Origin of the sequence: Meiothermus hypogaeus (assembly GCF_003574035.1) — a bacterium.
In the GTDB taxonomy this organism is placed as follows: Bacteria; Deinococcota; Deinococci; order Deinococcales; family Thermaceae; genus Meiothermus; species Meiothermus hypogaeus.
Map to the genome: position 1 here is coordinate 26,485 of NZ_QWKY01000010.1, position 23,298 is coordinate 49,782.

General features: G+C 61.0%; 27 protein-coding genes and 2 tRNA genes. 11 read left to right on the forward strand and 18 right to left on the reverse strand.

Annotated elements, in window-relative coordinates; translation table 11 throughout:
• Positions 1-40: 40 nt before the first annotated feature.
• Genes soxB through Mhypo_RS04240 form a run of 6 tightly spaced genes read right to left on the reverse strand, consistent with a single transcriptional unit; the run spans position 41 to position 4,418 of the window.
• The gene (gene soxB / locus Mhypo_RS04215; RefSeq protein WP_119340058.1) at positions 41-1,747 is read right to left on the reverse strand and encodes a thiosulfohydrolase SoxB; all 1,707 of its coding nucleotides are present in this window, start codon (positions 1,745-1,747) and stop codon (positions 41-43) included.
• 55 nt (positions 1,748-1,802) lie between these two features.
• Complete coding sequence (gene soxX / locus Mhypo_RS04220) at positions 1,803-2,381, reverse strand: sulfur oxidation c-type cytochrome SoxX (RefSeq protein ID WP_119340059.1); 579 nt, start codon at positions 2,379-2,381, stop codon at positions 1,803-1,805.
• 9 nt (positions 2,382-2,390) lie between these two features.
• Complete coding sequence (gene soxA / locus Mhypo_RS04225; RefSeq protein ID WP_119340060.1) at positions 2,391-3,182, reverse strand: sulfur oxidation c-type cytochrome SoxA; 792 nt, start codon at positions 3,180-3,182, stop codon at positions 2,391-2,393.
• 9 nt (positions 3,183-3,191) lie between these two features.
• Entirely contained in the window at positions 3,192-3,518 is a 327-nt protein-coding gene (gene soxZ / locus Mhypo_RS04230; protein ID WP_119340061.1) for a thiosulfate oxidation carrier complex protein SoxZ, read from the reverse strand.
• Positions 3,519-3,529: 11 nt separating this feature from the next.
• A complete protein-coding gene (gene soxY, locus Mhypo_RS04235) occupies positions 3,530-3,940 on the reverse strand; it encodes a thiosulfate oxidation carrier protein SoxY (protein WP_371862124.1) in 411 nt (136 codons plus the stop codon).
• A 43-nt stretch (positions 3,941-3,983) separates the two neighbouring features.
• Positions 3,984-4,418, reverse strand: coding sequence for a thioredoxin family protein (locus Mhypo_RS04240; RefSeq protein ID WP_119340063.1), 435 nt, complete (start codon positions 4,416-4,418; stop codon positions 3,984-3,986).
• Between the two features lie 355 nt (positions 4,419-4,773).
• On the opposite strand from Mhypo_RS04240, the gene Mhypo_RS04245 reads away from it, so the two are divergent.
• The gene (locus Mhypo_RS04245; RefSeq protein ID WP_119340064.1) at positions 4,774-5,253 is read left to right on the forward strand and encodes a TlpA family protein disulfide reductase; all 480 of its coding nucleotides are present in this window, start codon (positions 4,774-4,776) and stop codon (positions 5,251-5,253) included.
• 101 nt (positions 5,254-5,354) lie between these two features.
• On the opposite strand, the gene Mhypo_RS04250 is transcribed toward Mhypo_RS04245, so the two are convergent.
• The 8 genes from Mhypo_RS04250 to Mhypo_RS04285 all read right to left on the reverse strand — a co-directional run bounded on the left by Mhypo_RS04250 (position 5,355) and on the right by Mhypo_RS04285 (position 11,262).
• On the reverse strand, positions 5,355-5,807 hold the full coding sequence (locus tag Mhypo_RS04250; protein WP_119340065.1) for a CZB domain-containing protein: 453 nt from the start codon (positions 5,805-5,807) through the stop codon (positions 5,355-5,357).
• A 163-nt stretch (positions 5,808-5,970) separates the two neighbouring features.
• Positions 5,971-6,735 carry a sulfite exporter TauE/SafE family protein gene (locus tag Mhypo_RS04255; RefSeq protein ID WP_119340066.1) on the reverse strand — a complete coding sequence of 255 codons (765 nt, stop codon included), beginning with the start codon at positions 6,733-6,735 and terminating at the stop codon, positions 5,971-5,973.
• A complete protein-coding gene (locus Mhypo_RS04260; RefSeq protein WP_119340067.1) occupies positions 6,726-7,091 on the reverse strand; it encodes a rhodanese-like domain-containing protein in 366 nt (121 codons plus the stop codon). The genes Mhypo_RS04255 and Mhypo_RS04260 overlap by 10 nt, the downstream gene beginning before the upstream one ends.
• Positions 7,091-7,432 (reverse strand): rhodanese-like domain-containing protein, encoded by a 342-nt coding sequence (locus tag Mhypo_RS04265; protein WP_119340068.1) that lies wholly within the window; start codon positions 7,430-7,432, stop codon positions 7,091-7,093. Before Mhypo_RS04265 ends, Mhypo_RS04260 begins: the two co-directional genes overlap by 1 nt.
• Positions 7,429-8,091, reverse strand: a complete 663-nt coding sequence (locus Mhypo_RS04270) for a rhodanese-like domain-containing protein (protein ID WP_119340069.1) — start codon at positions 8,089-8,091, stop codon at positions 7,429-7,431. The genes Mhypo_RS04265 and Mhypo_RS04270 overlap by 4 nt, the downstream gene beginning before the upstream one ends.
• A gap of 11 nt (positions 8,092-8,102) precedes the next feature.
• Positions 8,103-8,411 (reverse strand): rhodanese-like domain-containing protein, encoded by a 309-nt coding sequence (locus Mhypo_RS04275; protein WP_119340070.1) that lies wholly within the window; start codon positions 8,409-8,411, stop codon positions 8,103-8,105.
• A 66-nt stretch (positions 8,412-8,477) separates the two neighbouring features.
• Positions 8,478-9,920, reverse strand: a complete 1,443-nt coding sequence (locus Mhypo_RS04280; protein ID WP_119340071.1) for an MBL fold metallo-hydrolase — start codon at positions 9,918-9,920, stop codon at positions 8,478-8,480.
• Between the two features lie 67 nt (positions 9,921-9,987).
• Positions 9,988-11,262: an NAD(P)/FAD-dependent oxidoreductase gene (locus Mhypo_RS04285; protein ID WP_119340072.1), complete on the reverse strand. Its 1,275-nt coding sequence runs from the start codon at positions 11,260-11,262 to the stop codon at positions 9,988-9,990.
• A gap of 122 nt (positions 11,263-11,384) precedes the next feature.
• Here Mhypo_RS04285 and Mhypo_RS04290 point away from each other — a divergent pair, with 122 nt between their 5' ends.
• Complete coding sequence (locus Mhypo_RS04290; RefSeq protein ID WP_119340073.1) at positions 11,385-12,305, forward strand: LysR family transcriptional regulator; 921 nt, start codon at positions 11,385-11,387, stop codon at positions 12,303-12,305.
• Positions 12,306-12,359: 54 nt separating this feature from the next.
• On the opposite strand, the gene Mhypo_RS04295 is transcribed toward Mhypo_RS04290, so the two are convergent.
• Positions 12,360-14,189, reverse strand: coding sequence for an Ig-like domain-containing protein (locus tag Mhypo_RS04295; RefSeq protein ID WP_119340074.1), 1,830 nt, complete (start codon positions 14,187-14,189; stop codon positions 12,360-12,362).
• 381 nt (positions 14,190-14,570) lie between these two features.
• On the opposite strand from Mhypo_RS04295, the gene Mhypo_RS04300 reads away from it, so the two are divergent.
• From Mhypo_RS04300 to Mhypo_RS04335, 8 genes are all read left to right on the forward strand, one after another.
• Positions 14,571-15,659, forward strand: a complete 1,089-nt coding sequence (locus tag Mhypo_RS04300; RefSeq protein WP_170148213.1) for a GAP family protein — start codon at positions 14,571-14,573, stop codon at positions 15,657-15,659.
• A gap of 872 nt (positions 15,660-16,531) precedes the next feature.
• Positions 16,532-16,741 carry a helix-turn-helix domain-containing protein gene (locus tag Mhypo_RS04310; RefSeq protein WP_119340077.1) on the forward strand — a complete coding sequence of 70 codons (210 nt, stop codon included), beginning with the start codon at positions 16,532-16,534 and terminating at the stop codon, positions 16,739-16,741.
• A gap of 10 nt (positions 16,742-16,751) precedes the next feature.
• A complete protein-coding gene (locus Mhypo_RS04315) occupies positions 16,752-17,648 on the forward strand; it encodes a bifunctional DNA primase/polymerase (RefSeq protein ID WP_307724526.1) in 897 nt (298 codons plus the stop codon).
• Positions 17,645-19,405 carry a hypothetical protein gene (locus Mhypo_RS04320; protein ID WP_119340079.1) on the forward strand — a complete coding sequence of 587 codons (1,761 nt, stop codon included), beginning with the start codon at positions 17,645-17,647 and terminating at the stop codon, positions 19,403-19,405. Before Mhypo_RS04315 ends, Mhypo_RS04320 begins: the two co-directional genes overlap by 4 nt.
• Complete coding sequence (locus Mhypo_RS04325; RefSeq protein ID WP_119340080.1) at positions 19,402-19,716, forward strand: hypothetical protein; 315 nt, start codon at positions 19,402-19,404, stop codon at positions 19,714-19,716. The genes Mhypo_RS04320 and Mhypo_RS04325 overlap by 4 nt, the downstream gene beginning before the upstream one ends.
• Entirely contained in the window at positions 19,706-20,242 is a 537-nt protein-coding gene (locus Mhypo_RS04330) for a hypothetical protein (protein WP_119340081.1), read from the forward strand. Before Mhypo_RS04325 ends, Mhypo_RS04330 begins: the two co-directional genes overlap by 11 nt.
• Positions 20,243-20,594: 352 nt before the next feature.
• The gene (locus tag Mhypo_RS17885) at positions 20,595-20,828 is read left to right on the forward strand and encodes a hypothetical protein (protein WP_147075574.1); all 234 of its coding nucleotides are present in this window, start codon (positions 20,595-20,597) and stop codon (positions 20,826-20,828) included.
• Positions 20,800-21,951 (forward strand): tyrosine-type recombinase/integrase, encoded by a 1,152-nt coding sequence (locus Mhypo_RS04335; protein WP_119340082.1) that lies wholly within the window; start codon positions 20,800-20,802, stop codon positions 21,949-21,951. The genes Mhypo_RS17885 and Mhypo_RS04335 overlap by 29 nt, the downstream gene beginning before the upstream one ends.
• Before the next feature lie 75 nt (positions 21,952-22,026).
• Here Mhypo_RS04335 and Mhypo_RS04340 read toward each other — a convergent pair.
• Positions 22,027-22,102: transfer RNA gene (locus tag Mhypo_RS04340), tRNA-Phe, on the reverse strand.
• A 25-nt stretch (positions 22,103-22,127) separates the two neighbouring features.
• Positions 22,128-22,204 (reverse strand) — tRNA-Asp (locus tag Mhypo_RS04345).
• A 74-nt stretch (positions 22,205-22,278) separates the two neighbouring features.
• Between Mhypo_RS04345 and Mhypo_RS04350 the strand changes: the two genes are divergently transcribed.
• Positions 22,279-22,629: an SRA domain-containing endonuclease gene (locus Mhypo_RS04350; RefSeq protein ID WP_119340083.1), complete on the forward strand. Its 351-nt coding sequence runs from the start codon at positions 22,279-22,281 to the stop codon at positions 22,627-22,629.
• Here the strand turns inward: Mhypo_RS04350 and Mhypo_RS04355 are convergent.
• On the reverse strand, positions 22,593-23,210 hold the full coding sequence (locus tag Mhypo_RS04355) for a phosphoribosylanthranilate isomerase (RefSeq protein ID WP_119340084.1): 618 nt from the start codon (positions 23,208-23,210) through the stop codon (positions 22,593-22,595). The genes Mhypo_RS04350 and Mhypo_RS04355 overlap by 37 nt on opposite strands.
• Positions 23,211-23,298: the final 88 nt, after the last annotated feature.

A 23,298-nucleotide genomic window follows, 5' to 3' on the forward strand; every position in this document is an offset into this window, starting at 1 on the left:
CAACAAAATATCTGGTTTTCACCTATAAGCCTCCTTCTTTTTATCCTGGTAACACATAGCGCTGATCCAGTACCCGCATGCTGGGGCGCGGGGGGATGCGGACGGTTTTGACCTGTTTGAGGTACTCGGCTATCAGGTCGTAGATGGGGCGGGGGGTATATTTTTCCACCAGGGAGCCGCTGCGCTGCAGGCGTCCACCAAAGGAAGCCAGGGTGTACTCCCGGTTGGGGTCGAGGCGGCGGCCCCGAATGGCCACGTTGCGGACGCGCTGGCCGGTGGGGGCATTGACCGCCAGGTCGTAGGAGAGCCCGAAGACCCGACTCATGTCGCCGCCTTGCTGGTAGAAGGGGTCGGGGTTGAAGGTGTTGGCCGCCACATCCTCCAGCACTGCCTGCAAGCGGTCGCCCTTGAGCTTAAATATGTAGACCTCGGGGTAGGTGAAGCCGGTGTAGGCCAGAATTTTGTCCATGGTGATGGGCTGGCCCGGCAGGATGGCCGTACCCCAGCGGGTGCCGGTGCTGAAAGCCACATCCACCTCCGGGTAGGCGGCCTGTACCGCTCTACCGGCCAGCTCGTCGAGGGTGGAATAGGTGGAGTCGCGCTTATACAAAAGGGTTTCGGTAGTGCCCAGTATCTGATCCAGGTAGTCCAGGTGCGGGGCGTAGGCTTCGCGGATGAAGGCCTCGAGCTCTGGGTCGGGCTTGATCAGTTGGGTGGCCACCGGCAAGGTTTTAGCGCGCAGGTCTGCAATGCCGCCTTTCCTCATTTGCAGATCTATGCGTATAACCGCCTTGCCCGCCGAACCACCGGCTACCAACCAGGTATTGCCCACCCGGATGGGGGCGGGGGTGAAGTCGTGGGTATGGCCGGTGAGGATCAGGTCAAGGCCCTTGATGCGCCCGGCCAGCGCCAGGTCCAGCGGCACGCCGTTGTGGGAGAGCAGCACCACCGCGTCTACGCCCTTGCTGCGCAGCTCGTCCACATATTTCTGCAGTTCGTTTTCCCGAACCCCAAAGGAAAGCCCCTCGGAAAACTCCTCCGGGTGCGAAACCTTTACATACGGGAAGGTGGAGCCGATGATGCCCAGGCTGTAGCCCCCGATTTCGTGGATGGCATAGGGCGGGTAAATGGGGTCGCCAAAGAGGTCATCCACAATGTTAAAGCTGATAATCTGGGCTTTGAGCGCCTTGACCAGCTCCTCCACTCGCTCACGGCCCAGGGTGTACTCCCAGTGAAAAACCATGTGGTCGAAGCCCACCCGGTTCATCCAGTCCACCATCACCTGCCCTTTGGTGCGCAAGGAGATGCCGGAGTTGGTCCAGGTATCGCCGCCGTCCAGTACCAGGGTGCGTTTTTCGCCTGCCTGGGCTTTCTGCTGCTTGATAAGGGCACCGATATAAGCCCCGCCCCCCATGGGCCCAAAGCGCTGGGCCAGCGCCGCGAAGTCTACCGAGGAGAAGGCGTAGGCCTCGAGGCTTCCCCGCCGAAGGCCGTAGTAGCGCAAAAAGGCCTCGCCGGTCAGGTAGCCGGGCTTACCCTCCAGGGCTTTGGCGGCCAGCAGGTTGGGCGGCTCCATGAAGTAGTGGGGGCGCAGCTGGCCGTGCATGTCGGTGTTGAAGAGGAGGGTGACGTTGCCGAAGGGGGGCAGGTCGTACAGCTGCTCGGGGCGTTCCATGGCCTGGGCAAAGGCTTTAGGGGAGGTCATGCCCAGGGCCAGTAAGAGTTGTACCAGTTCACGTCGGGTCATAGCGCCTCCTTTCCCAGGCCCAGGTGTCCGCCGGGGAGCGATGAGATTCGAGAAGTTAGCGCTTCAGCGCCGGTTTGGTGTTGAAGTCTGAGGCCGGGTCGAGCAGGTAGGCCACCACGTGGGCAATCTCCTCCGGCTTGAGCAGACCGCCGTGCCCGAAACGGTACATCACGGTGCAGGGGAAATAAGCCCAGGTGTTGTAGATCACCTCATAGGTGTACTTCTGAACGGCTTCGGAAGTGCCCCGCTGACCATACTTTTCCAGGCTGGGCCCCACATTACCCCCAATGTTAAGGGGGGAGCCCACGTGGCAGGAGAAGCAGTTGCCTCGAGCCAGGGTGTTAAAGATGGGTTCGCCCTGTTTCCAGTCGCCCATCAGTTTGCCATCGGCGGGGTATTTGATGTTCTTGCGCTGCTCTTCGATGAAGGGGCCGAGCACCTCGGCCGGTAGCTTGTTGCGGTGGATGGAGCAAAGGGCCTGGTCGGGGGCCTGCCGCAGCAGGGTGTTGGAGTAGTTCTGACCCCCGGCCTGGATCAGCCGCTGGAGTTCGGTGTCGATGTAGGATTGGCCGGTTTGACCACTGGCTAGGCCCAGGAGCAAGAGAAGCAGGGTAGGTAGATAGAATCGCCGCACAAGACCTCCCTAGCGTATGAAACCGGGCAGATCCATCCGCGCCCCGTTGGCCTGCACGTTCATGAAGAGGGTCAGGGCGATGATGGGTTCGGAGTAGAAGTCGGGCGCAGGCATGCTCAGGTTGCTGTAGCAAGCCCGGATGCGGTCGGCCATGGTCCAGGCCTGGTCGTTGGAGTAACGGAAGGCTGGCCAGTGGCTGGCTGCGCGTTTATCTTTGAGGATATCGGAATAAGGGAGAACGCCGGCCCGCTTGCCCACATAGGTGACGTGGCAGGTTGCGCAGCCCATGTCGCGTGGGCCGGCCCGCAGGTAGAAAAGCCGCTCCCCTAGCTCGTAGAGCTTCTTTTCCTGAGGCATCAGGGGGCGCACCGTCACCGGCTGCTCGTGGGAAAGGGAGGCCAGGTAAAAGGCAATCGCCACCACCTCGCTGCGCTTAATTTCCTGAGGCTGGAAGCCCTGGAGCCGGATCATGCAGGTGCGGATGCGCGAGTCGAGGTCTTCCACCCGGCGGGTGTCGAAGAAGTAGCGGGGCAGCCGCCCCACCACACCTTCAAGCTTCCCCGGTCCCCGGCCAAAGTCGCAGGCCTCGAGGCTGGCCTGCTTGGGTCCACGCTTGGCCTTGAACAGTTGTTCGCCCTGTTCAACGTACAGGTCGCTGGGCAGGATGCCTCCGCTCTGCTCCAGAAGTTGCTTCTTTTGTTTTTCGGCCTCCTTGACCGGATCGTCTTCTTCCTGGGCCAACACAAACAGGCTGAAGAGGGCCAGAACTGCCGCCCCTACCAAACGCCAGAAGCGACCCATCCGAACCTCCTAGGCCAGCGTCAGGTCTGCGGTCTTTTCACCGGTTTGGCCGTTGAGGTCTTTGCAGGTGACCTTGAGCTGGCCGGCCTTGGTGGCCTTCATCTTGAAGGCAAACAGCGGGTTGGCGCTGGTGCCGGGGCCAGGCTTGACCTGAGCAATGAGCTGGTTGTCCATCAGCACGTTGACTTCGTTGATGTAATCGGCAGGAATTTGCTTACCGCTGGCGTCCCGGCGGGTACCGGGTTCCATGGGGTGCTGAACCACAATCTGTACGCGAACCTCATCGCCGGCTTTGGGTTTGGCCGGGTTGAAACGAACCAAAATGTTGATCGCCATTGCACGCCTCCTTAACCGCAACCACCTACCGTGACCCGCACCGACTGCGAAGCCATCAAGAACTTACCGTCCTTGGTCTCGACCACTGCCCGAACCGGAGCTGTTTCGGCTACCCGCACACGGGTTGCGTAATAGGGCAAGACCCCGTTCAACACAACAGTGAAGAGCAGGGGATTGGCGTTCTTATCGCTGAAGCAGTGAATGGCCTTGACCTGATCAGCCGGCAGGCTGGCCTCAATTTCTACCGGTACGTTCGCACCCGACTCAGCGATGGTAGGCGCGACCAGCTTAACCTGCTGCGAGGGGGTTAGATCCTTAAAGCTCTTGCCCAGCACCTGTTGCAAGCCTTTCTCGAGGTTGGCAATGTCTTCGCCCTCGAGGCCCCCCTGGGCCAGCGCCGAAGTCAGTTGGTTGGCCAACATGCTTCCGGCGACCGCACCGGCCGACGCCTTTAGAAATGTCCTTCTATCCACAACCTTCACCTCCCACTTTCGCACAGATCTGCCGAAGTTCGCTCAGAAACTGCGCACGGGTGCGGCTACCGAATAGCCGGCCCGCCTCTTTCCACGTACCCCCCTGGGGTACGAAGAAGACAAAACTAGGGGTACCAAAAGCCCGCATTTGTGTGCTAAGGGCACGCCCTTCAGGGCTCTGGCTGTCCACGCTGGCTACCACAAAACGCTGGCGTAAGGCTTTGGAGACCGCCTCGTCAGAGAGCACAAATGTATTCATCTGATCACAATACGGGCAGGCATGGCTCCAAAAATAGACCATCAAAATGCGCCCCTGTGACTGGGCATACTGGCTGGCCTGGCCATAGGGATACCAGCGGTCAAAGTCCACTTCCTGGGCGCTGACCATAAGTAAAGATCCAACCAGTACCAACAGCATGTATCTCATACGTGCACCGTAGGTTTCGATTACATATTAATACTACCTGGGGGTATGGACGTCAACTCTGCGCTAAGCGGTCTTGAATCAAAGAAATACTGCACAGAAAGCTGATTACAGTGTTTGAGGCCTTTTTATTTATGATACAAGGGCTTATTGCTTTAGGATATAATCCTTATTACCATTTGAGGCCCGAACCTGCAGGAGTGGGGTGCTTTGGTGACGGTGCAGGAAAGCGCATTTTGCAGGCTTGCTGCGATGCTCCTTTCAAGATTGAATCCCCATCCCTTGTCAGTGCGGTCTATATGCTATTTAATTTATAGCTAAATACCCGCTATAGGTATCGATTGATCAGGGGGAAAACATGAACCGTTGGTTGGCAATCTTAGCTTTGCTCGCAATTGTTCTGGCAGCCTCGCCGGGACAGGTAGCCCCGGACTTTCGCTTGCGCGATGCGTCGGGGAAGGCATACTCCCTGGCCAGCTTCAAAGGCCGGCCGGTGGTGATTACCTTTTGGGCCAGCTGGTGCCCTGTCTGCCGGGCCGAGTTTCCCAAACTGCACCAGCTTGCCCAGGAATACAAGGTGCCCTTTGTGGTGATCAGCCGCGAGCCGCGCGATACCGAACAGGTGGTGCGGGATTACATGAAAAACTACCCCCGCTTCCTTCCCCTGCTGGCCCAGCCTGGGGGGGATAACCCGGTGGCCGTTGCCAACCGTTACAAGGTACTGGGCCAGCCCTGGACTTTTGTTTTGGACGGCGAGGGAAAAATCGTCAACCTGTATGCCGGCAAGGTGGAGGTGGAGTCCCTAAAGGATGACCTGGCCTTGGCCGGGTACGAGTGAATCTGGCGTGGTTAGCCGGGCGGTTGTTCCCCGTCCCGCAACCTGGGGGACGGGGTAAAGCAAACAGCGCCAGCCTGGATGCGCTGCTTTTGCGAGCGGGTTTAGTTCAGAGTACGCTCTTTGTGCACGAGGGCGGCAAGGTTGAACACGATGTCTTTGGATAGCCGGTCGAAGTCGGCCTCGAGCATGGCTTGAGCCGCCTCCACCCCGCGCATACGTAGGGTTTGTACCACCCGGGCTGCATAGAGGTGAAACGAGCGGTGCGCTTCGCGTAACGTGGCAAACTCGGGGTGCAGGGCCAGGGTGCTACGGGCTGCCTGGCCATAGAGCCACTGACCCAGGAGGCACTGGTTGTCCTGCATGATTACACCAATGTCGAGCTCTTCGTTGGAACGGCCCAGAATGCAGTCCTCGAGCCGCTTGCGCCAGGCCAGGTGGGCATTGATGACGGCCTGCACATCCAGGCCCAGAAAATGCTGCTCGCCTTCATCTAGTTTGGGGGCTTCCTGGGGTTGTTTGCGGCCCCAACTCCGGAGCCAGTCCAAAAGGTTCATAAGTGGTATATTATGATTCAATTGTGGAACAGGTGTGCAAAATAGCCTTTAGCAACGCGTTATAACCGTTACGCCGGTCGAAACCGTAGCTTTTCAGTGGCTTTTTAATGGAAAGCCCCCACCCAGCGATGGTGTGGAAGTAAAGGGGGTGTTTGACAGCGGTCTACCCGTGCAGCACCCTGGGCAGGTTCTGCCAGAGAATAAAGACCCCCATTACCACCAGAAACCCAGCAAAGCCGCGCCGCAGGGTTAGCTGGGGTATGGAGGCGGCGAGGCGCCCCCCCAGGAGGCTACCCACAATGCCGAGCGCCGCGAAGATCAGCACAATGTCCCAGTGAACCGTATAGCCCTGCGCTGGCAGCAGGTGCAAGTATTTGTAGAAGCCGCTGGCCGACTTCATGGCCACCACCAGCAGGCTGGTGCCCACCGCCAGGTGCATGGGGAGTCCGCCCAACAACACCAGCGCGGGTACGATCAGGAAACCCCCACCCACCCCCACCAGCCCGGTCAGGACGCCCACCGCCAGACCATCCAGAATGATTTTGATATAGGAGCGCTTTTGGGGGCTGACCTCGAGCCGGGGCGGGCGGAACATCATGTAAGCGGCCAGCAGCATCACCACCGCAAACAGCCCCAGTTGCCAGACCCCCGGCACCCACTGGGAAAAATAGGCCCCCAGGTAGGTGCCGGCCATACCGGGCAGGCCAAAAAACAGCACGTTGCGCCAGTCAATAAGGCCCCTGATGGCATAGGGCAGGGCCCCCACCAGGGCAATCAGGCCCACAATGGCCAGCGACTCGGCAATGGCCAGCTTGTCGGGTTCACCCACCAGGTAGACCAGAATGGGCACCGTCAGGATGGAGCCCCCCGAGCCCAGCATGCCCAGGGCCAGGCCAATCAGAATCGCGCCAAACCAGGCTAGGAGCATGGGGCCTCCTCGGGCTTGAATGGGGCCTCAACTGCTGTGCTGTTGGGAGTAGGGGATGTGGAGTGCTCGAGCCCATATCCCTGGGCCGCATACCCTTGAATACCGCTCACCAGCTTACCTACCTCAAAACCCTCGTATTCCAACACCTCCGCTGCCAACCCGGCCCGGCTGCCGGTAGCGCAGATGGTTACGATAGGACTCTGCAAGGTAGCCAGACCGTCCAGGAGCTGTTCCAGGGGGAGGTTGCGCGAGCCCGGGATGTGCCCGCTGGCATACTCTTCCGGCGAGCGCACATCTATCAGCAAGGCCCCTCGTTTTTGCCAGAGGGAAAGCTCGTTGGGGAATACGTCGTGCATCACTTCACCGGTAGCTTGTGCCGCTTCCAGGCCTCGAGGCCGCCCACCAGATTGTAGACCTGGAAGCCTTTGCCGGCCAGAAAGCGGGCCGCGCTGGCACTGCGGCTTCCGCTTCGGCACTGGCAGATAATCTCTTTGTTCCTGGGCAGTTTCTCCCACTCGAGGGCCAGCTTATCCAGCGGCAGGCTCTGTGAGCCGGGGATTTTGGCTTCCTTGCGCTCCAGGGGGGTGCGTACATCCAGGATGAGGGCCCCGGTTTTGGCCTTTTCGTAGGCCTCCGCAGGGCTGAGGCGGCCCACCGCCGCCCCGCCGCCCAACAGGTTTTTGAGCCAGCCGATCAACGTTCCACCTCAAACCCGGCGCTCATCCAGCCGTAGGTGCCGCCTTCCAGGTTGCCCACCTTTTCTTTGGCAAAGCCGTGCCCCACCAGGTACTCCGAGGCCTGGGACGAACGGCCCCCCGAGGCGCAGACCACAACCAGCTTGCGGTCTTTAGGCAGCTTGCCCACCTCTGCGGTAAAGCGCCCCAGGGGAATGTTCACGGCGCCGGGTACGTGCCCCATGGCGTACTCGTAGGGTTCGCGCACATCTACCACATACGCACCCTCCTGAATCCACTGCTGGGCCTCGTGGGGGGTCAGCTCGGTGAAGGCGGTGTCGTGGTAGGTTGCTTCCAGGGGCTCTGTATCCAGCGGCAGCCCGGCCTGGTACCAGGCCATGATGCCCCCATCCAGGTTCAGCAGGTTGCTGTACCCCTTAGCCGAGAGCCAGCCTGCCGCCTGGGCGCTGCGGTTGCCGCTGCGGCAGTAGAGCACCACCGGTTGATCTTTGGGAATCTCCGAGAAGCGCCCGGCGAACTCGGATAGCGGAATCAGCTCGGCGCCTTCGATGCGCACCTGGGCAAACTCTTCAGGTTCGCGCACATCCACAAACAGCACCTTTTGCTCCTGCAACCGACGGGCTTCTTGTGGGTTGATGTCTTTGTATGGAACGGTGAGCATGGTTTTCCTCCCTAGACGGGGCTTGCGCAGGGGATGCCGGCTTCGCACCAGGCCTTGATACCCCCCTCGAGGTGCCAGACCTTTTTGTGGCCCAGGTTTTGTAGTGTTTTGAGCGCTTCTTGTGAGCGGTTGCCGCTGCGGCAGTAGAGCAACACCGGCTTGTCGTGCCCCAGGTACAAAGGGGCCAGGGCCTCGAGCCGGGACATCGGCAGGCGCAGGGCCCCCGGCAGGAGGCCGCTGGCCCATTCTTCGGGTTCGCGGATGTCCACCACTTGAAAGCGCTCCAGGGTTTGATAGGCAGTTTTGACGCTCAGGTTCATATTCTCGGTTTCGTGGGGGAGCCCCCAGCCAGAGCCAGGGGCTCGTTTGTAGGGTTCAGTCCTGTACTAGGCCTCCACCAGCTCGCGGGCCGGGCCTTTCTCTACCGGGAAGCCTTCCTGCTGCCAGGCCCGGATGCCACCGGTGAGGTTGATCAGGTTGCTGAAGCCTGCCGAGAGCAGGGCGCTGATGGCGGTGGAGGAGCGGTCGCCGCCCAGGCAATGCACCACCACCGGCTTGTCCTTGGGAATGCGGTTCAGGTTGTTCATCACCCGTCCAGCGTGGATATTCAGGGCACCAGGGATGTGACCGGCCAGGTACTCGTCGGCTCCGCGCACGTCCAGGATGGCTACCTCGCCTTTTTCCCAGCGGGCCTTGGTCTCGGCGGCGGTGATCTGCGGCACGGTCTCGAGCTCACCCTGCACGTAACCCTCGAGGCTGGGAATATAGCCCACCACCCGGTCCAGCCCGATACGGATGAGCTGCTTGACCAGCTCGGGCACCCGCTCGGGGCCGGCCAGCAGAATCAGGTCGCGGTCGTAGGGCAGCAGCCAGCCGGCCCAGGTCGAGAAGCTCTTGCCCGCCGGGATGTTGATGGCCCCTTTGAGGTGCCCCCCGGCAAAGGCCAGCTTGTCGCGGGTGTCTACCAGCAAAGCGCCTTCGGACAGCTTTTGCTGGAACTGCTCTAAGGTGAAGAGGTGCGGCTCTTTGAGGTCGCCCAGAATTGGCATGCCGTCGCGGTTGAGCCGCTTCATCTGGGCGAAGTAGTAGGGGGCCTCGGGCTGGCCCGAAAGCAGGGCCTTCACAAAGCCTTCTTCATCATTGTTGCGCAGGTAGTCGGCCCACCAGGCAAAGCGGCGTTCATAGCCCACGGTGGTGCTGGCCACGGCCCCCAGCCCCTTGCCGCAGGCGCTGCCCGCACCGTGGCCGGGCCAGACCTGCACGTAGTCGGGCAGGGTGAGGAATTTTTCCTTGAGGCTCTTGAACATGCGGCGTGCGCCGGGCTCGGCAGTGCCCATAATGCCGGCGGCCTCTTCCAGCAGGTCGGGGCGGCCAATATCGCCCACAAACACAAAGTCGCCGGTCAGGAAGAAGCCGGGTTCTGTGGCAGCAGCACCATCTTGCACCAGGAAGCTGATGTGCTCGGGGGTATGGCCGGGGGTGTGTACCACGGTGAGGGTGATGTTGCCCAGCTTGATCTGGTCGCCATCCTTCACGAGCTGGTAATCGAAGCCCTCGAGGCCCTTGTACTTCCAGTTTTCGTCGCCTTCGTCACTCAGGTAGAGCTTGGCCCCGGTGGCCCTGGCCAGCTCGCGGGCTCCCGAAAGGTAGTCGGCGTGGATGTGGGTCTCGGTGATGGCCACGATTCGCATACCGTTCTTCTGGGCTTCGTCCAGGTACACCTGGATATCGCGCCGGGGGTCGACCACCACCGCAGTACCGGCCGACTGACAACCGATAAAGTAGCTACCCTGCGCCAGTCCTTCCTCGTAGATTTGCTTGAAAAGCATGCACGAACCTCCTGGCTCGTAGAATATATCCCTGGGGGGTATTTTGTCAAATACCCCCCCACGATATTCAGGCCTGCCCCTTTAGCATCAGATTCCAGTACATGAAAGGCAGGCCATGCTTCTTCAGGAGCCACATGTCGTAGCGCTCCTTCTGGGTGTTGATGGGCAGGGTGGGGTGCCACTTGTTATCGTAAAGGAACTCGGCCAAAAACATTTTGCCGTAGGCGGTAACCAGCGGGCAGGAGGTGTAGCCGTCATACTGCCGGGAGGGTTCTTGACCTTTCATAACCGAAAGGAGATTTTCAACCAGCACTGGGGCCTGCTTGCGCACGGCCGCACCGGTTTTGGAGGTGGGCAGGCTACTGGCATCGCCCAGGCTAAAGACGTTGGGAAAACGGGCATGTTGAAGGGTGTGCTTATTCACCTCTACCCAGCCTAGTGGGGTGCTGGGGTCGGCCAGTGGGCTTTGTTTGATGAAATCGGGGGCGCTTTGGGGGGGGACCACATGGAGGAAATCAAAAGGAATCGTGATGCGAGGCTTGGGGGCTTCTGGTGCTGCTTTGACCTTGGGATGGTTGGCGGTCAGCTCGAAGGTGGCCTCTTTTTTATGACCATCAACCGCTACGAGTTCGTGATGAAAGCGGGTATCGATGCCATAGCGCTCGATCACCCGATCCAGCACCGCCTTTATTTCTGGTACGGCAAAAATGGTCGTTCCTGCCGAACCGAAGACCACCTCGAGGCCCCTGGCAAAACCACGACGTCGGGCGTAGTCGGCGGTCAGGTACATGATTTTTTGGGGGGCTCCACCGCACTTGACCGGTGTACTGGGGGCACTGAAAAGGGCCACGCCCCCTTTTAGCTGCTGCATGAAGGCCCAGGTTTTGGGTGCGAGGTCGAAGCGGTAGTTGCTGCTCACCCCATTTTGCCCAAGGGTTTCTTCCAGGCCCTCGATCTTATGCCAGTCGAGCTGGATACCTGCTGCAACTACCAGAAAGTCGTAGCCAACCTCACGCCCCTCACGGGTGCGTACCACCTGCTTGATAGGGTCAATTTCCTCGGCAGCGTCCTGAATCCAGCGAATCCCCTGGGGAATCTGGTGTTCTTCAGGTCGCACCGTGGCCTCGGGGCGATAGGCTCCCGCGCCCACCAGCGTCCAGGCAGCCTGGTAGTAGTGTTTGTCGGAGGGCTCGAGCACGCCCACATCCTCTACCCCTTTGCGCCTTAGCTGGGCAGCCACGGTCAGGCCTGCCGTCCCGCCGCCGACAATCAGGATTTTGTGATGGAGCTGCTCCTTGACCTGGCTCCGTACCGTAATTGTTTTTTCCTCCCTTATAATCATGAAAACCTACCTCTCCTGGAACTTGGCATCTTTCAGACCAGGGTAGGTATAACTTTTGGTTGAAGCAAATAGCTTTTGGTTATATTTTCCATCACATCGGGGTATGATTGTCCCTATCAGCTATGCGTCTGAACCCTAGGTATCTGGTGGTATTTTGCGTGGTGGCCGAACTGCGCAGCCTGAGCCGCGCCGCCGAGGTATTGAACCTGAGCCAGCCCGCCGTAAGCAAAACCCTGAAGGCCCTCGAGGATGCCGTGCGACAGCCTCTTTATGAGCGCACGCCCCAGGGCATTGCCCTGACCGAAGCCGGAAAGGCCTTACTGCCCTACGCCTGTGCGGTCAACAGGAGCCTGGCCCAGGCCACCCGCTTTATCGAAGAAAAGCGGCATCAGCGTATCCCCAGCCTCGAGGTGGGTCTGGCCTGGAGTCTGATTCCGCGTTACCAGGTGACGTTTTTGGACTGGGCCAGGGCGCAAAAGGGCCGCAGTGAGCTTCAACTGACGCACGGCACAACCCTCGAGCTCATTGCCCAGGTGTACCAGCGCGACCTGGATGGCGCGCTGGTGCTGGGCGGCAGCGAAGCCTTGCCGGAGCCCCTGGAGGCCCGCCGCCTGACCACCGATGAAGCCGTGCTGGTGGTAGCCCCTTCGCATCCCTGGGCAGATATGGGGGGGGTTGCCCTGGGGCTACTGGAAGATATGCCGGTGCTGGTCCCCCAGCGCAACTCGCGTTTGCGCTTGCGCCTCGAGCAGTTCCTCGAGCGCTACGGCATTGTGCCCGCAAGTCTGGTGGAGTGCGGCAGTTTGTTTGGGGTCAAGGCTGCTGCCGCTGCTGGGCTGGGGGTGGGGGTTGCCGCCCGCTCCTTTGTCCAGCCCGAGGTAGAGGCCGGCACCTTGCGGGCTTTGTTCATCGAAGACCCCGGCTTCTCGCTGGGGGTGCACTGGATTACCCACCCCGAAGCCTCGCTGGGCATTGCGACCCGCGAACTGCTGGGGCAGTTATGGCGCTCGCTCAGCACAGCCCAGGGGCCTTTGAAAGTTTGATAAAAAACCAGAACCCCGTTGAATTGGGGTTCTGGTTCGAACGCCGAACCAAACTTATGGGTACTCGTAGGTGACTTGAAGATACGGTTTGTAGCTCGAAGCATCGCCAGTGTAGAAATAAGCATAGTCGCTTCCGCCATCCACGTTGGTGGTGGTAGGGAAGCGCAGGCGGAACTGCGAGCGGTTGCCCCTGGCTACCCGGTTGGTGTAGTCGTCACGTACCTTCGAGAGGACCGAAACGCTCTTCCAGCCAGCGGTGTCGTTGGTGCTGAGGGTGTAGGTGTAGGAAAGTACGGACGTCTCGAAGTCGGTGGCATCCAGGCTGGGGCCATAGTTAACACTTTCAGCGCGTAAACTGCCACCTAGGTCGGTGTACGGAGCTCCCATAACCAGATACTGATAGGCGTACAGGGTTGCCGAGGTAATGTTGGTAGCGCTATCGGTCACCAGCGGGCTGAGATCAAAGCTTAAGAAGCCCCGCATGGAGGTGTTGGCACTGGTATCGCCTACCGCTAAGCCAATCGAGGTAGTGTACACGGATCCGGTATTGTAAACGAAACCGTCCAGCGCGGCCTGGCTCTCGAGGTTCACGGTCTTCTGCCGAATCACCCGGAAGGAGTGGGTTACCGTAGAGGCTAGGGTGTTGCCAGCCAGGTCTTTGGCAGCGTTGGTTACCTGCCAGGTCACGTTGGTGCCATAGGCGAAATCGCTGCTGGGGTTGAAGACCATGCGGTTGCTGCTGGGCCAGCTAAAGGTTCCAGTCACGCCCGCTGGGCTGGTGATCTGGAAGGCGGTCTGGGTAGAGGCTTTGTCCATGGGCTCGGAGAAGGTGATCTCGATGTTGATGTTGCGGGCAATCCCGGTAGCCCCGTCCGCTGGAAAATACACGGTAACGGTGGGCTTGGTAGTATCGGGCGCACTGGCCGTTCTGAAGCTAAAGTTGTACGCGGTAGCCATGGGGTTGCCGGCCAGGTCTTTGGCCCCCGTACCCAGCGTAACGCTGTAGTTGGTGTTGAAGCTCAGATCGGTGGGGGGGTTGCAGGTGGCCAGCTTGCTGTCGGGCGTCCAGCTCCAGGTACAGGTGATGGACGGACTGCTACTGAAAGCCCCCTCTACCGTGGTTCGATCCATGGCTTCGGAGAAGCTAAAGGTGATATCGGTGTTAACGGGAATGTTGGTGTCGCCATTGGCCGGCGCGGTGCTCAACACACTTGGAGGGCTGCCCACGGTGGTGAAGTTAAAGGTCTTGCTGCCCGCCAGGGCGTTGCCCGCGTGGTCTTTGCCTTCCACCGTTACGGTATAGGTGGTTTCGCTGCTCAGGTTGGTGGCGGGGTCGAAGCTGACCCTGGTGTTCTCGGGGTTCCAGGTGGGGTCGCCCAGGTCGAAACTAGGGCTGATACTCACCGTGACTGTACCCACGTCCATATCCTCGCTGAAGTTGACCTCGAGGTTGCTGTCCAGTGCCACCAGCGTGGCCCCGTTTGCGGGTACCGTAGAGGTGATGGTGGGTGCAGTGGTGTCGGGCGCAACTGGAGCGGTAGCCACTTCATCGGTTCTGGCCGATTTGAGGCCGCCGGTATCCTCAGCGTCCAGGGCAAAGTAGTACGTGGTGCCATTGGTCAGGCCGGTGACGGTCTTGCTGGTGGCGGGCTTGGGTACATACTCCACGTTGGTCAAGGCGCCGGAAGCGGTTCCCCAGTAGACGTTGTAGCCCTTGAGATCGGGCTCGGTATTGGCGTTCCAGTTGAGTACCACCTGCCTATCGCCCGGAATGGCGACGAGGCCAGTGGGCTTTTCGGGTGGGTTGTTGACCTGCTGGCCGCACTGACCGGCCATCAGCAACAAACTACCCAGTGCGAGCAAAAGCCAGTTTCTGGTTCTCATACAGACCTCCCGAAGAGGCTGTCCAGACACTTGCGGTTTGACCTTCACAGCGATGAAGGGAAAAAGATTGAACTACACAGGTTTTCTACTAGTTCACACCCCTACCACAAGCATCTGGGGCAAAAGCGTGCGAAATGCCGTTTGAAGCCCTTTGTGCTCTCTCCACGCAAACCCCCTTTCCCAGGTGCGCAAGGCGACCTGCACTCAACAGAAAGAAGTATGTAACCCTGACGATTCAAGCCTACTACTTGACCGCCATTTGTCCAGGTGCGAATGCCCCGGAAAACCTGTAATGGAGCGGTAATTTCAGGGGTTCTATCAAACGGTCAAGCGGGACACAAGCCAGGGGGCCTTGGGGGTAGAACATGGGGGAGGCATACCATGCGCAACCTGCGTGCAGTGGCCTGGCTGGTTCTGGGTGTGGCGGTTTTGGGTTTTGCGCAGGCCCGTACCTGTCTGTACTACTTCTGGGGCGAAGGCTGCCCCCACTGTGCCCGGGTCGAAGGCCACCTGCGGGCCCTCGAGCAGCGCTACGTCTGGTTGGACATCCGACGTTTCGAGGTCTACCACGACCGAACCAACCTGCAACGCCTGAACGAACTGTTCGAGCGCTATGGGGTTCCTCCGGGAGAGCAGGGCATACCGGCGGCCTTCATTGGAGAGCGCTACCTGGTAGGGGACACGCCCCTGTTGCAACACCTCGAGAGCCTCGTGCTCACCCAGCAAGGCGCAACCTGCCCCACCCTCACCGCCGCTGCCGCCCAAGCCCCGCCCGCGCTGGGCTTCCCTTTCCTCTTGACCCTGCTGGGGGCCGCCCTGGTGGACTCCATCAACCCCTGTGCCATAGCGGTGATCCTGCTCCTTTTTGGCGGCCTGATGATCTTCGAGGATGCCGAAGACCGACGGCGGGTGCTGCGCACGGGCCTGGCCTTTACCGGAGGTTTGTTTCTGGCCTACCTGCTTTTTGGTCTGGGCCTTTTCTCCGCCCTGCGTCTGACCAGTGCGGCACTCTGGTTCAAGACGGCGGTGGGCGTGCTGGCCATTCTGATTGGCCTAGCCAACCTTAAGGACTATTTCTGGTACGGCGGGGCTGGTTTTGTGATGGAGATTCCCCGCCGCTGGCGACCCGCCCTGTTTGGCCTGATTCGCAGGGCCACCTCGCCCCCGATGGCCTTTGTGACCGGGCTGGCCGTGACCCTGTTCGAGTTACCCTGCACAGGTGGGCCTTATCTGTTTGTGCTGGGCCTGATGGCCGAACGCGCAACCCAGCTTCAGGCCCTGCCCTATTTGCTGCTGTACAACCTGGTGTTTGTAGCCCCCCTGGTACTGCTTACCCTGGGCGTCTACTGGGGCCGCATCGGGGTGGAGGCCACGGGCGAATGGCGCGAGCGCAATATCCGCCGGTTGCATGGCGTGGCCGGGGTGATTTTGGTGGGGTTGGGGTTGGTAGTGGTGATGGGGTGGGTGTGAGGGGGGTTGTATATGAGTTCTGAAAAAAAAGCCCGGGTGACCTCACCCCGGCTTTTTTTGGCTGGACTTGGTGCCAAGGGGCGGAATCGAACCGCCGACACTGCGATTTTCAGGTGGCTTCGGGCTAACACAATGCCACACTTCGACCCACAAAAGCGCCGCCCTGAAGCCGATTCTCCACACTTTCATACACAATAGAACACTTCCGGTTTTGGGTCATTTTTTAGGGTCAATTTGGGTCAGGTTTTGGGTCAAGAGTGAATCATAGGATACTACAGCTAGTGGTTTTCACTTTGAATCACCTACAACATGTGGTATGATGTGCTCATGGGTTCAGAGGGGTATAGAGGGGTTTTCTCCACAGCTACCCACAACATTACTCGGGCGGCTAACCTGGCCCGCTCGATTCGTACCCCCTGGGCTGTGCGCAATTTGTTTCGCGCTAGAGATCGGGGCCGCCTACAATTGCTGCTGCTGCACGGGCTGGTGGCTGCCGCTCTGCTGCGATGTGGGGCGACTGGCCCCCTGGATGAGTTGATCAACTCGCCTGATCCGTATGTAGAAGAACTTGCCTGGCTTGGCATCAACCTCGACTACGCTTTGGGTACATATCTTGACCGTGCTGAGTACCTAATTTCCGAAGCATATGATGCACAGACCTTGGAGCTCGAGGCTCGAGCCCTGGCGCTGGGCGCAACCCACCCCCCGCGTGAGGATAGCTCCTCGGTATCCTCGGCTAACCCTCTCGAGTTAATACCCTCGATCCAACCTAACGCACCCTCGGCCTAGGACTGTAGGCGACGGGTTCATCCCGTCACGGCTACAGGCTCTAGGCCGGATATTCCGGCCTCCGTGAACGCGGAGGTTTTCTCATGCAGGACAGCAAAAAACTCGCCTACTCCCGCAAGGAAGTGGCAGAGCTTCTTGGTATCCACCTCAACTCTGTTGACCGCTACATCAAACAAGGTGCACTTCCCGCCCGTAGACTCGGCTCTCGCTGGTTGATTCCCGCTAGCGCTTTACGCGCCTGGCTTGAGGGGAAGGATGGACAGAACCCCGCCGGGCAGGGCGGGGAGCGGTAGGGGGTGGGCTGTGCTGCGCTACGTAAAGTATAGCACACTCGAGTACGCCCTCGAATACGCCCGCCTGGGCTACCCCGTCCTGCCCTTGCAACCGGGCGAGAAGCGCCCCTACGGGCGTTTAGTGCCTAGCGGGTTGAAGAATGCCACTCACGACCCCGAGGCGCTGCACCGCTGGTGGCAGGCCGCGCCTGGGGCTGGGGTGGGCATCCTGCCCCCGCCCGAGGTGCTGGTGCTGGACTTCGACGACCCCCAGGCCTGGGACGAGCTGCGGGCTGAACACCCCGAGCTAGCCGAGGCTCCGAGGCAGAGAACCCCTCGGGGCGGGGTGCATGTCTTCCTGAAGCTGCCCCAGGGCGTTATCGGAAGCCTCAGCACCAGCGCCCGGAAGCTGCCGGGGCTGGACTTGCGCGGTATGGGTAAAGCGTATCTGGCGGCTGCCCCTACCGAGCTACCGACCGGGGCCTATAGCTGGGAAGTCCCCTTACTGCCCCCGGCTGAACTGCCCCTGGCCCCCGAGGGGCTGCTGCTCCGGCTCCTTCCCGAGCCCCCACCCCCCCCACCCAGGGAGGTCGGGGTAGGGGCCTCTCCCAGGAGGCTCACCGCGCTGCTAGGCGCTTACGCAGAGGGAGTGAGAACGGCTCAACCGGGTACCCGGCACAACACCCTGATTGGCTACGCTCGCGCCGCTGGCGGATTGGTGCCGCACGGATTAGCCCCCCAGGAAGCGGAGGAGGCCCTAGTAGCCGCTGCCCTCGAGGCCGGACTACCCGAGGCCGAGGCCCGAGCGGCTGTGCGGTGGGGGCTCGAGGTGGGCCGCTCCCGCCCTATCAACCTGGGAGACTCCTACGCTTACCAGACCCCCACGTACCGGGGCCGTGTGTATAAGCGGCTGAGGGGGTGGGTATGACCTTTGCCGACCTACTCAAGAAGGTGGAAGGGGCTCGAGCGGAGACCCTGCCCGCGCTGCTGCCCGAACTGTTCAAGGGCATGTACGAGGCCGCGCTGCTGGATACCGAAACGGAAGCCCTGTTCCAGGCCGTCAAGAAGAAGACCGGGGTTAGTGTCGGTGCGCTGCGTAAAGACTGGACCCGCTACCGCACCACGCGGGAGGAGGAGGCCCGGCAAGAGGCCGCCCCTAGCCTCACCCCCGAGGCCCTCGAGGCCGCACAGGAGCTCTCGGCAGACCGCGCGTTACTCCACAAAGCGATTGAGACCATAGGGGCGTTAGGGGTGGTGGGGGAGCAGGAAAACCGGGGTCTGCTTTATCTGGCCCTGCTATCCGCTAAGTCTCAGACTCCCATCTCGGTGCTGGTCAAAGGCCGAAGCTCGTCGGGTAAGTCTTTTCTCGTCTCAAACGCACTGAAGCTAATCCCCCCCAGGGGTTACTACGAGCTCTCGTCCATGAGCAGCAAGGCCCTGGTGTACACCGACCTCGACTTTTCCCACCGCCACCTGGTGCTGTACGAGGAGGACGGCTTGCAGTCCGAAGAAGTGCTCTACCTGATTCGGAGCCTGCTGTCGGAAGGGCGAATCCGCTATCTCACCGTGGAGAAAAACGGTAGCGGGAAACTCGTAGCCCGAGAAATAGACCGACCGGGCCCTACAGGACTCATCACAACGATGACCCAAGGGCTGACGAAAGAGGACAACGAGACCCGCACCTTCTCCCTCTACATGGACGACAGCAAAGAGCACACCTTATCGGTGGTGGCCGCCCTGGCCGAGCGGGAAGCCCTGGGTACCCGCTCCGAGGTAGACGTGCGCCCCTGGCACGCCCTCTACGAGGCCCTGCCCCAAGCCGAGGTGATAGTGCCCTTTGCCCCCCACATCACCCGGCTGCTTGAGTCTAAAGACCTGCCCGAGGACCTGACCCGGCTTCGTAGGGATTTTGTACGCTACCTGACGCTGGTAAAAGTGATAACCCGGCTACACCACGCCCGGAGGGAGACCCAGGGGGGTTGCCTGGTGGCTACCCTCGAGGACTACGCCTTGGCCTACCACCTGGCTGCTCGCCCGATGGCCCGGAGTGTGCACACCATCAGTCCTCAAGCTCTGGCGTTGGCACGGGCTGTAGCCGAAGTGCACGCCCTGAAGGTGGAAAAAGCGCAAGACAAAGGCGTTTCCCAGGAGTCGGTGGTAGTTTACGCCAAAGAACTGGCTAAACACCTACGCTGGGCGAAACGGACGGTACACAAGTGGCTGGACCAGGCCGAGGCGGCTGAGCTAATAGACATAAACAAGGACGGTAACCGGCTGGCCATCCGACCCCTGGAAGGGGCCCGCCTGGAAGAAGAATCCTTCCGCCTTCTCCCTGAGCCCGAAAAGCTGGCTCAGGAGTTACGGGAAGGGGGTAGCTACATCCACCCCATCACCGGAGAAATTTGCACGCTCTATCTTCCCGAAACAGCGTGCACGTTTCCCTCAAAAACCCCAATAAATAACGTCCAGGACGATGAAAGCCATCGTGCACGCTATGTGCACGAACGTGCACACACCCCCAAAAAACCCGCTCCTGAAGCGAAAAAACCCCGTGCACATCCAGAAAGCTCTTCCTCATCGCAAAACCCAGAGGTTCGCGCACGTCCGGCTTGGGGGGAGGACGACCCCTTAGCGCAAGACCTGGGAGAGGAAGAGGGCGGTGACTGGGAGGTGGAGATTCTATGAACCCCTGGCCCGCCCTCTTCGCCCGGCTGCCCCAACTGGTAGACCGGCTCGAGGCGATAGGCCACCCCTTGCTGACTGTGGAGATAGACGGGGAGGTGGTGGCCCGGCTGGTACGCCCTGGCCGGGCCGACCTCGAGGCCCACGCCCGCTGGCCCGGTATGCCCACCCACACCGCTGAAGGGTGGCTGCTCGAGGCCCTGAGCAAGGTGCGCCGCTACTACCCCGAGCCACGAGAGCGGGTGGCCCTGTATGCAGGAAGCCAACCCCTGGCAGTGGTGCGCCGCAGGGAGGGGGTGGGCCATGCCGCCTAGGTATCCCCGCCTATCCCGCGCCCTGCTGGGGCTGCTCGAGGCTGGCCCCTGGGAAGGAACCCCCACCTCGCTATACTCCGACCTCGAGCCCCACCGGGTGGACCCCTGGCCCGCTAACCCGGTGAGTCTATCCCTGTGGCTGAAGCACCACGCCCTAGAGCACGGCATCCAGGTGGAAGCCTGGCACACCGGAGCGCGCCGGGTCTTGCGGCTGGGACGGGCAGTTAACGGGTTGGGGGGTGGGGGTATATCGCAACATAGCGGAATGAAATCGACGCAAACCGGCGCGTTTTGGAGCTTCCCCACCTGGGCTGCTCTGCTCGAGGCCCTGCCCGCTCTGCTCGAGGTGGGGGAGGCCTACTACACCTTGAGCTTCGACCTGGGGGTGAGCCGAACCAGCCAGACCGTCCCCACAGGGTGGCTATACCAGGTGGTGGAGCGCTGGGCGGCACAATACCCAACCCCGCGCGAGGTGCGCATCTACCGGGGAGAGGTGGAGGTATCCACCGTGTGGCCCCTGGCATAATGTTGCAATTTGTCGGGCTTAAAAAGAACCGACCCGTGCGACCCCTGGCCCTCTCTTCGATTGGGTATCCGAGCGTGCACAACTTTCGTAAAAACGTGCACGTTTTTTTTGTACGTCCAGAACGGTGTTTCTCCCCTATGCGTGCACGTTCGTGCACACAGCGTGCACGATGGTTTTTAGCGTACAGAACGACAAAAACCCTTGTTTTTACACAGAACGTGCACGCTGTTTCGGGAAGATAGGCGCTTGAAGTATCCCCCTCGAGGCCTATACCGCTAGGAAACCCTGAAACAAATACGCGCTTATAAAGATAAGTACGCTTTTACATGTGTCCACATGCTATAATACCCCTATGCCAAGAGGTAGAATCCCCCCGCTCGAGGTTCGCTTGAAAGCATTAGGTGGCCTGACTCCCCTGGGGCCGGGAGAAGTCACGAGTCAGGGACGCTTCAGGAGCACCCCCGCTGTGGCTAAGGCTTTTCTGTCCCTCGACACCCGCCGCCGTGGGGAGGTAGTAGCGGCTGGCTTACGGGTTCTGGGACTCCTGGAGGTGGAGGATGCCACGACTGACGAACAAACCCCGTAGGCGCAAGGATGGACGCTTCGAGGTGCGCCTGACCCTGCGAGAGAACGGCGTACCGGTGCAGGTCAGTGTCTACGGCAAGACCGCCGCCGAGGCCGAACGCAAGGCGCGTGACCTCAAGACCAGGGCCGAGCGGGGCCAGTTCACCCGCGACCGGAGCACCACCGCAGGCTACGCCCGGCTGTGGCTGGAGCGCAAGGGCAAAGAGGTACGCCCGCGCACCGCTGAACTCTACCGGCTCGAACTGGGCTATGCCCTCCCCTCACTCCAAGACCCCGAGGCCCCTGACCCCCTGGGCTCGAGGCCCTTACAAGAGGTGAAGCCCGCCCACATCCGGGAGGTGCTGGATGGGCTCATGGGGCGCTACAGCCTGCGCACCGTGAAGATGGTGCGGCAACGGCTGTGGCAGGTGTTCCGGGATGCCCTGGATATGGAACTGGTGTTCAGGAATCCGGTGGACCCGGTGCGGATCAAGACCCCCCGAGGTCAGAGCAAGGCCGGTAGAGCCCTCGAGCCCCACGAGATAGCCGCCCTGCTATCGGCTCTCGACCAGCACAAAGACCCCCGAACCGCCCTGGCCCTCCGGCTGATGCTGGCCTGTGGGCTGCGCCGGGGTGAGTGCTTGGGCTTGCAGTGGGGTGACCTCGACCTCGAGGGGGGAACCCTGACCGTCACGCGGGCCTGGACGGATGACGGCAAGCGCGGGGTGTTGACCCTACCCAAAACCCTCACCTCCGCCCGCACCGTGCCGATTCCTCACGCCACCCTGGAGCGGCTGAAGACCTACCACCTCTGGTACACCGAGCGGCTGGGAGAGCCCAAGCCGGGTAGCTGGTTGCTGCCCGGCAATGACCCCAGTAAACCGCTCAATCCCCATGCGCCCAACTGGGCCTTGAAGCGCCTCACCGAGCGGCTGGGCATCCCACCCCTCAGAGTCCATGACCTCCGGCACTCGTACGGCTCACACATGCTGGCCAACGGTGCGCCCCTCGAGCTTGTGGCTGAGCGGATGGGCCACGCTAACCCCAATATCACCCTGGGGGTGTACCGGCATGTGCTCGAGCACGAACGCCGGGGCTGGATCCTTGACCCCGAGGACTTGCTGGGCCCCCGCGCCAAGGCCTGAAGTTTATTTGGGTCAAACCGTAGGGTCAAAGAGAAAACCGGAGTCTGAGCGACTCCGGTTTTTCTCGTCCTGGATTGGTGCCAAGGGGCGGAATCGAACCGCCGACACTGCGATTTTCAGTCGCATGCTCTACCGACTGAGCTACCTTGGCAAGAGGCCGCCCGCAGGCGGCTTGGTGGCGCTCCGGACGGGACTTGAACCCGCGATCTCCCACGTGACAGGCGGGTATGTTAACCAACTACACCACCGGAGCAGATTGTTGCGCAGCGTCGGAGTCGTCCGAACGGGCACATAGGATAATAGCGGCTGGCCTACTGGGTGTCAAGCATGATGACCTGGAAAGAGGTGCTTGCCCAACACAAAACCCTGCGGGGCATTGGGCAGCATAGCCTGCTGGTAGACCGGGGTGAGTCGGGCTACCGCAACCGCTTCTTGCCCGACGGCGCCATTCTGTACCCGGGCGAGGGGCTTGCGGGCCACCAGCAGCCCACCCGGGGGAACCGGATTTTGCTCGAGGCCCTCGCCACCCAGACCCCGATGCGCGTTTATGAGCGCAAGAATCCCAATTGCTGGCAGGATCGGGGCCTATTTGTGGTGGAAAGTGTTGAATACCGATGGGAGGAGCTCGAGCGCCGCTATGTCTACTGGTTCCGGCTGGTGCCGCTCGCCGCTACCTGAGCCAAAAACCGCCGCAGCTTGAAGGGGTCTTTGAGGCGGGGCGCTGCTTCCACCCCGCTGCTTACGTCCACCGCATACGGCTTCAAGTCGAGTATGGGTTGCAGGTTGTGGGGGGTCAGGCCTCCGGCAATGATGAGCCGGGGGTGTGGCTTCAGGGGTACAACCCAGTCGAGGGGATAGCTTTGCCCGCTCCCAGGACTGACCCCATCCAGCAAGAGTGCGTCGGCAGGATAGGAAAGCCACTCGGGTTGAGCCGGGCCGGAGAGCTTGAAGGCTTTGATGACCGGAAGGAACCGGCGGATATGCTCGGCCCACTCGGGGGGTTCGCTCCCGTGAAGCTGGGCCACCTGGAGCCGGGCCGTCTGCATCTGCTCGAGAACCACCTCCGGGGGGGTGTCGACAAACACCCCCACCCGCACCACAAAAGGCCCCAGCGCCTCCGCAATGGGGCGGATATGCTCGGGCTCCACATAGCGCTTGGTGCCAGGGGCCAGGATGAAGCCCAGGGCCCAGGCCCCCAGCTCTTCGGCCAGGAGGGCGTCCTCGAGGCGGGTGATACCACAGATTTTGGCGCGGGTCATAGGGGTCTCGGGGCGGAGGTTTTTCCGGGAAATGTGAAGCCTAGGGCTCTTTTGGTATCACTACAGGCACTAGACCATAGGCCGTAGA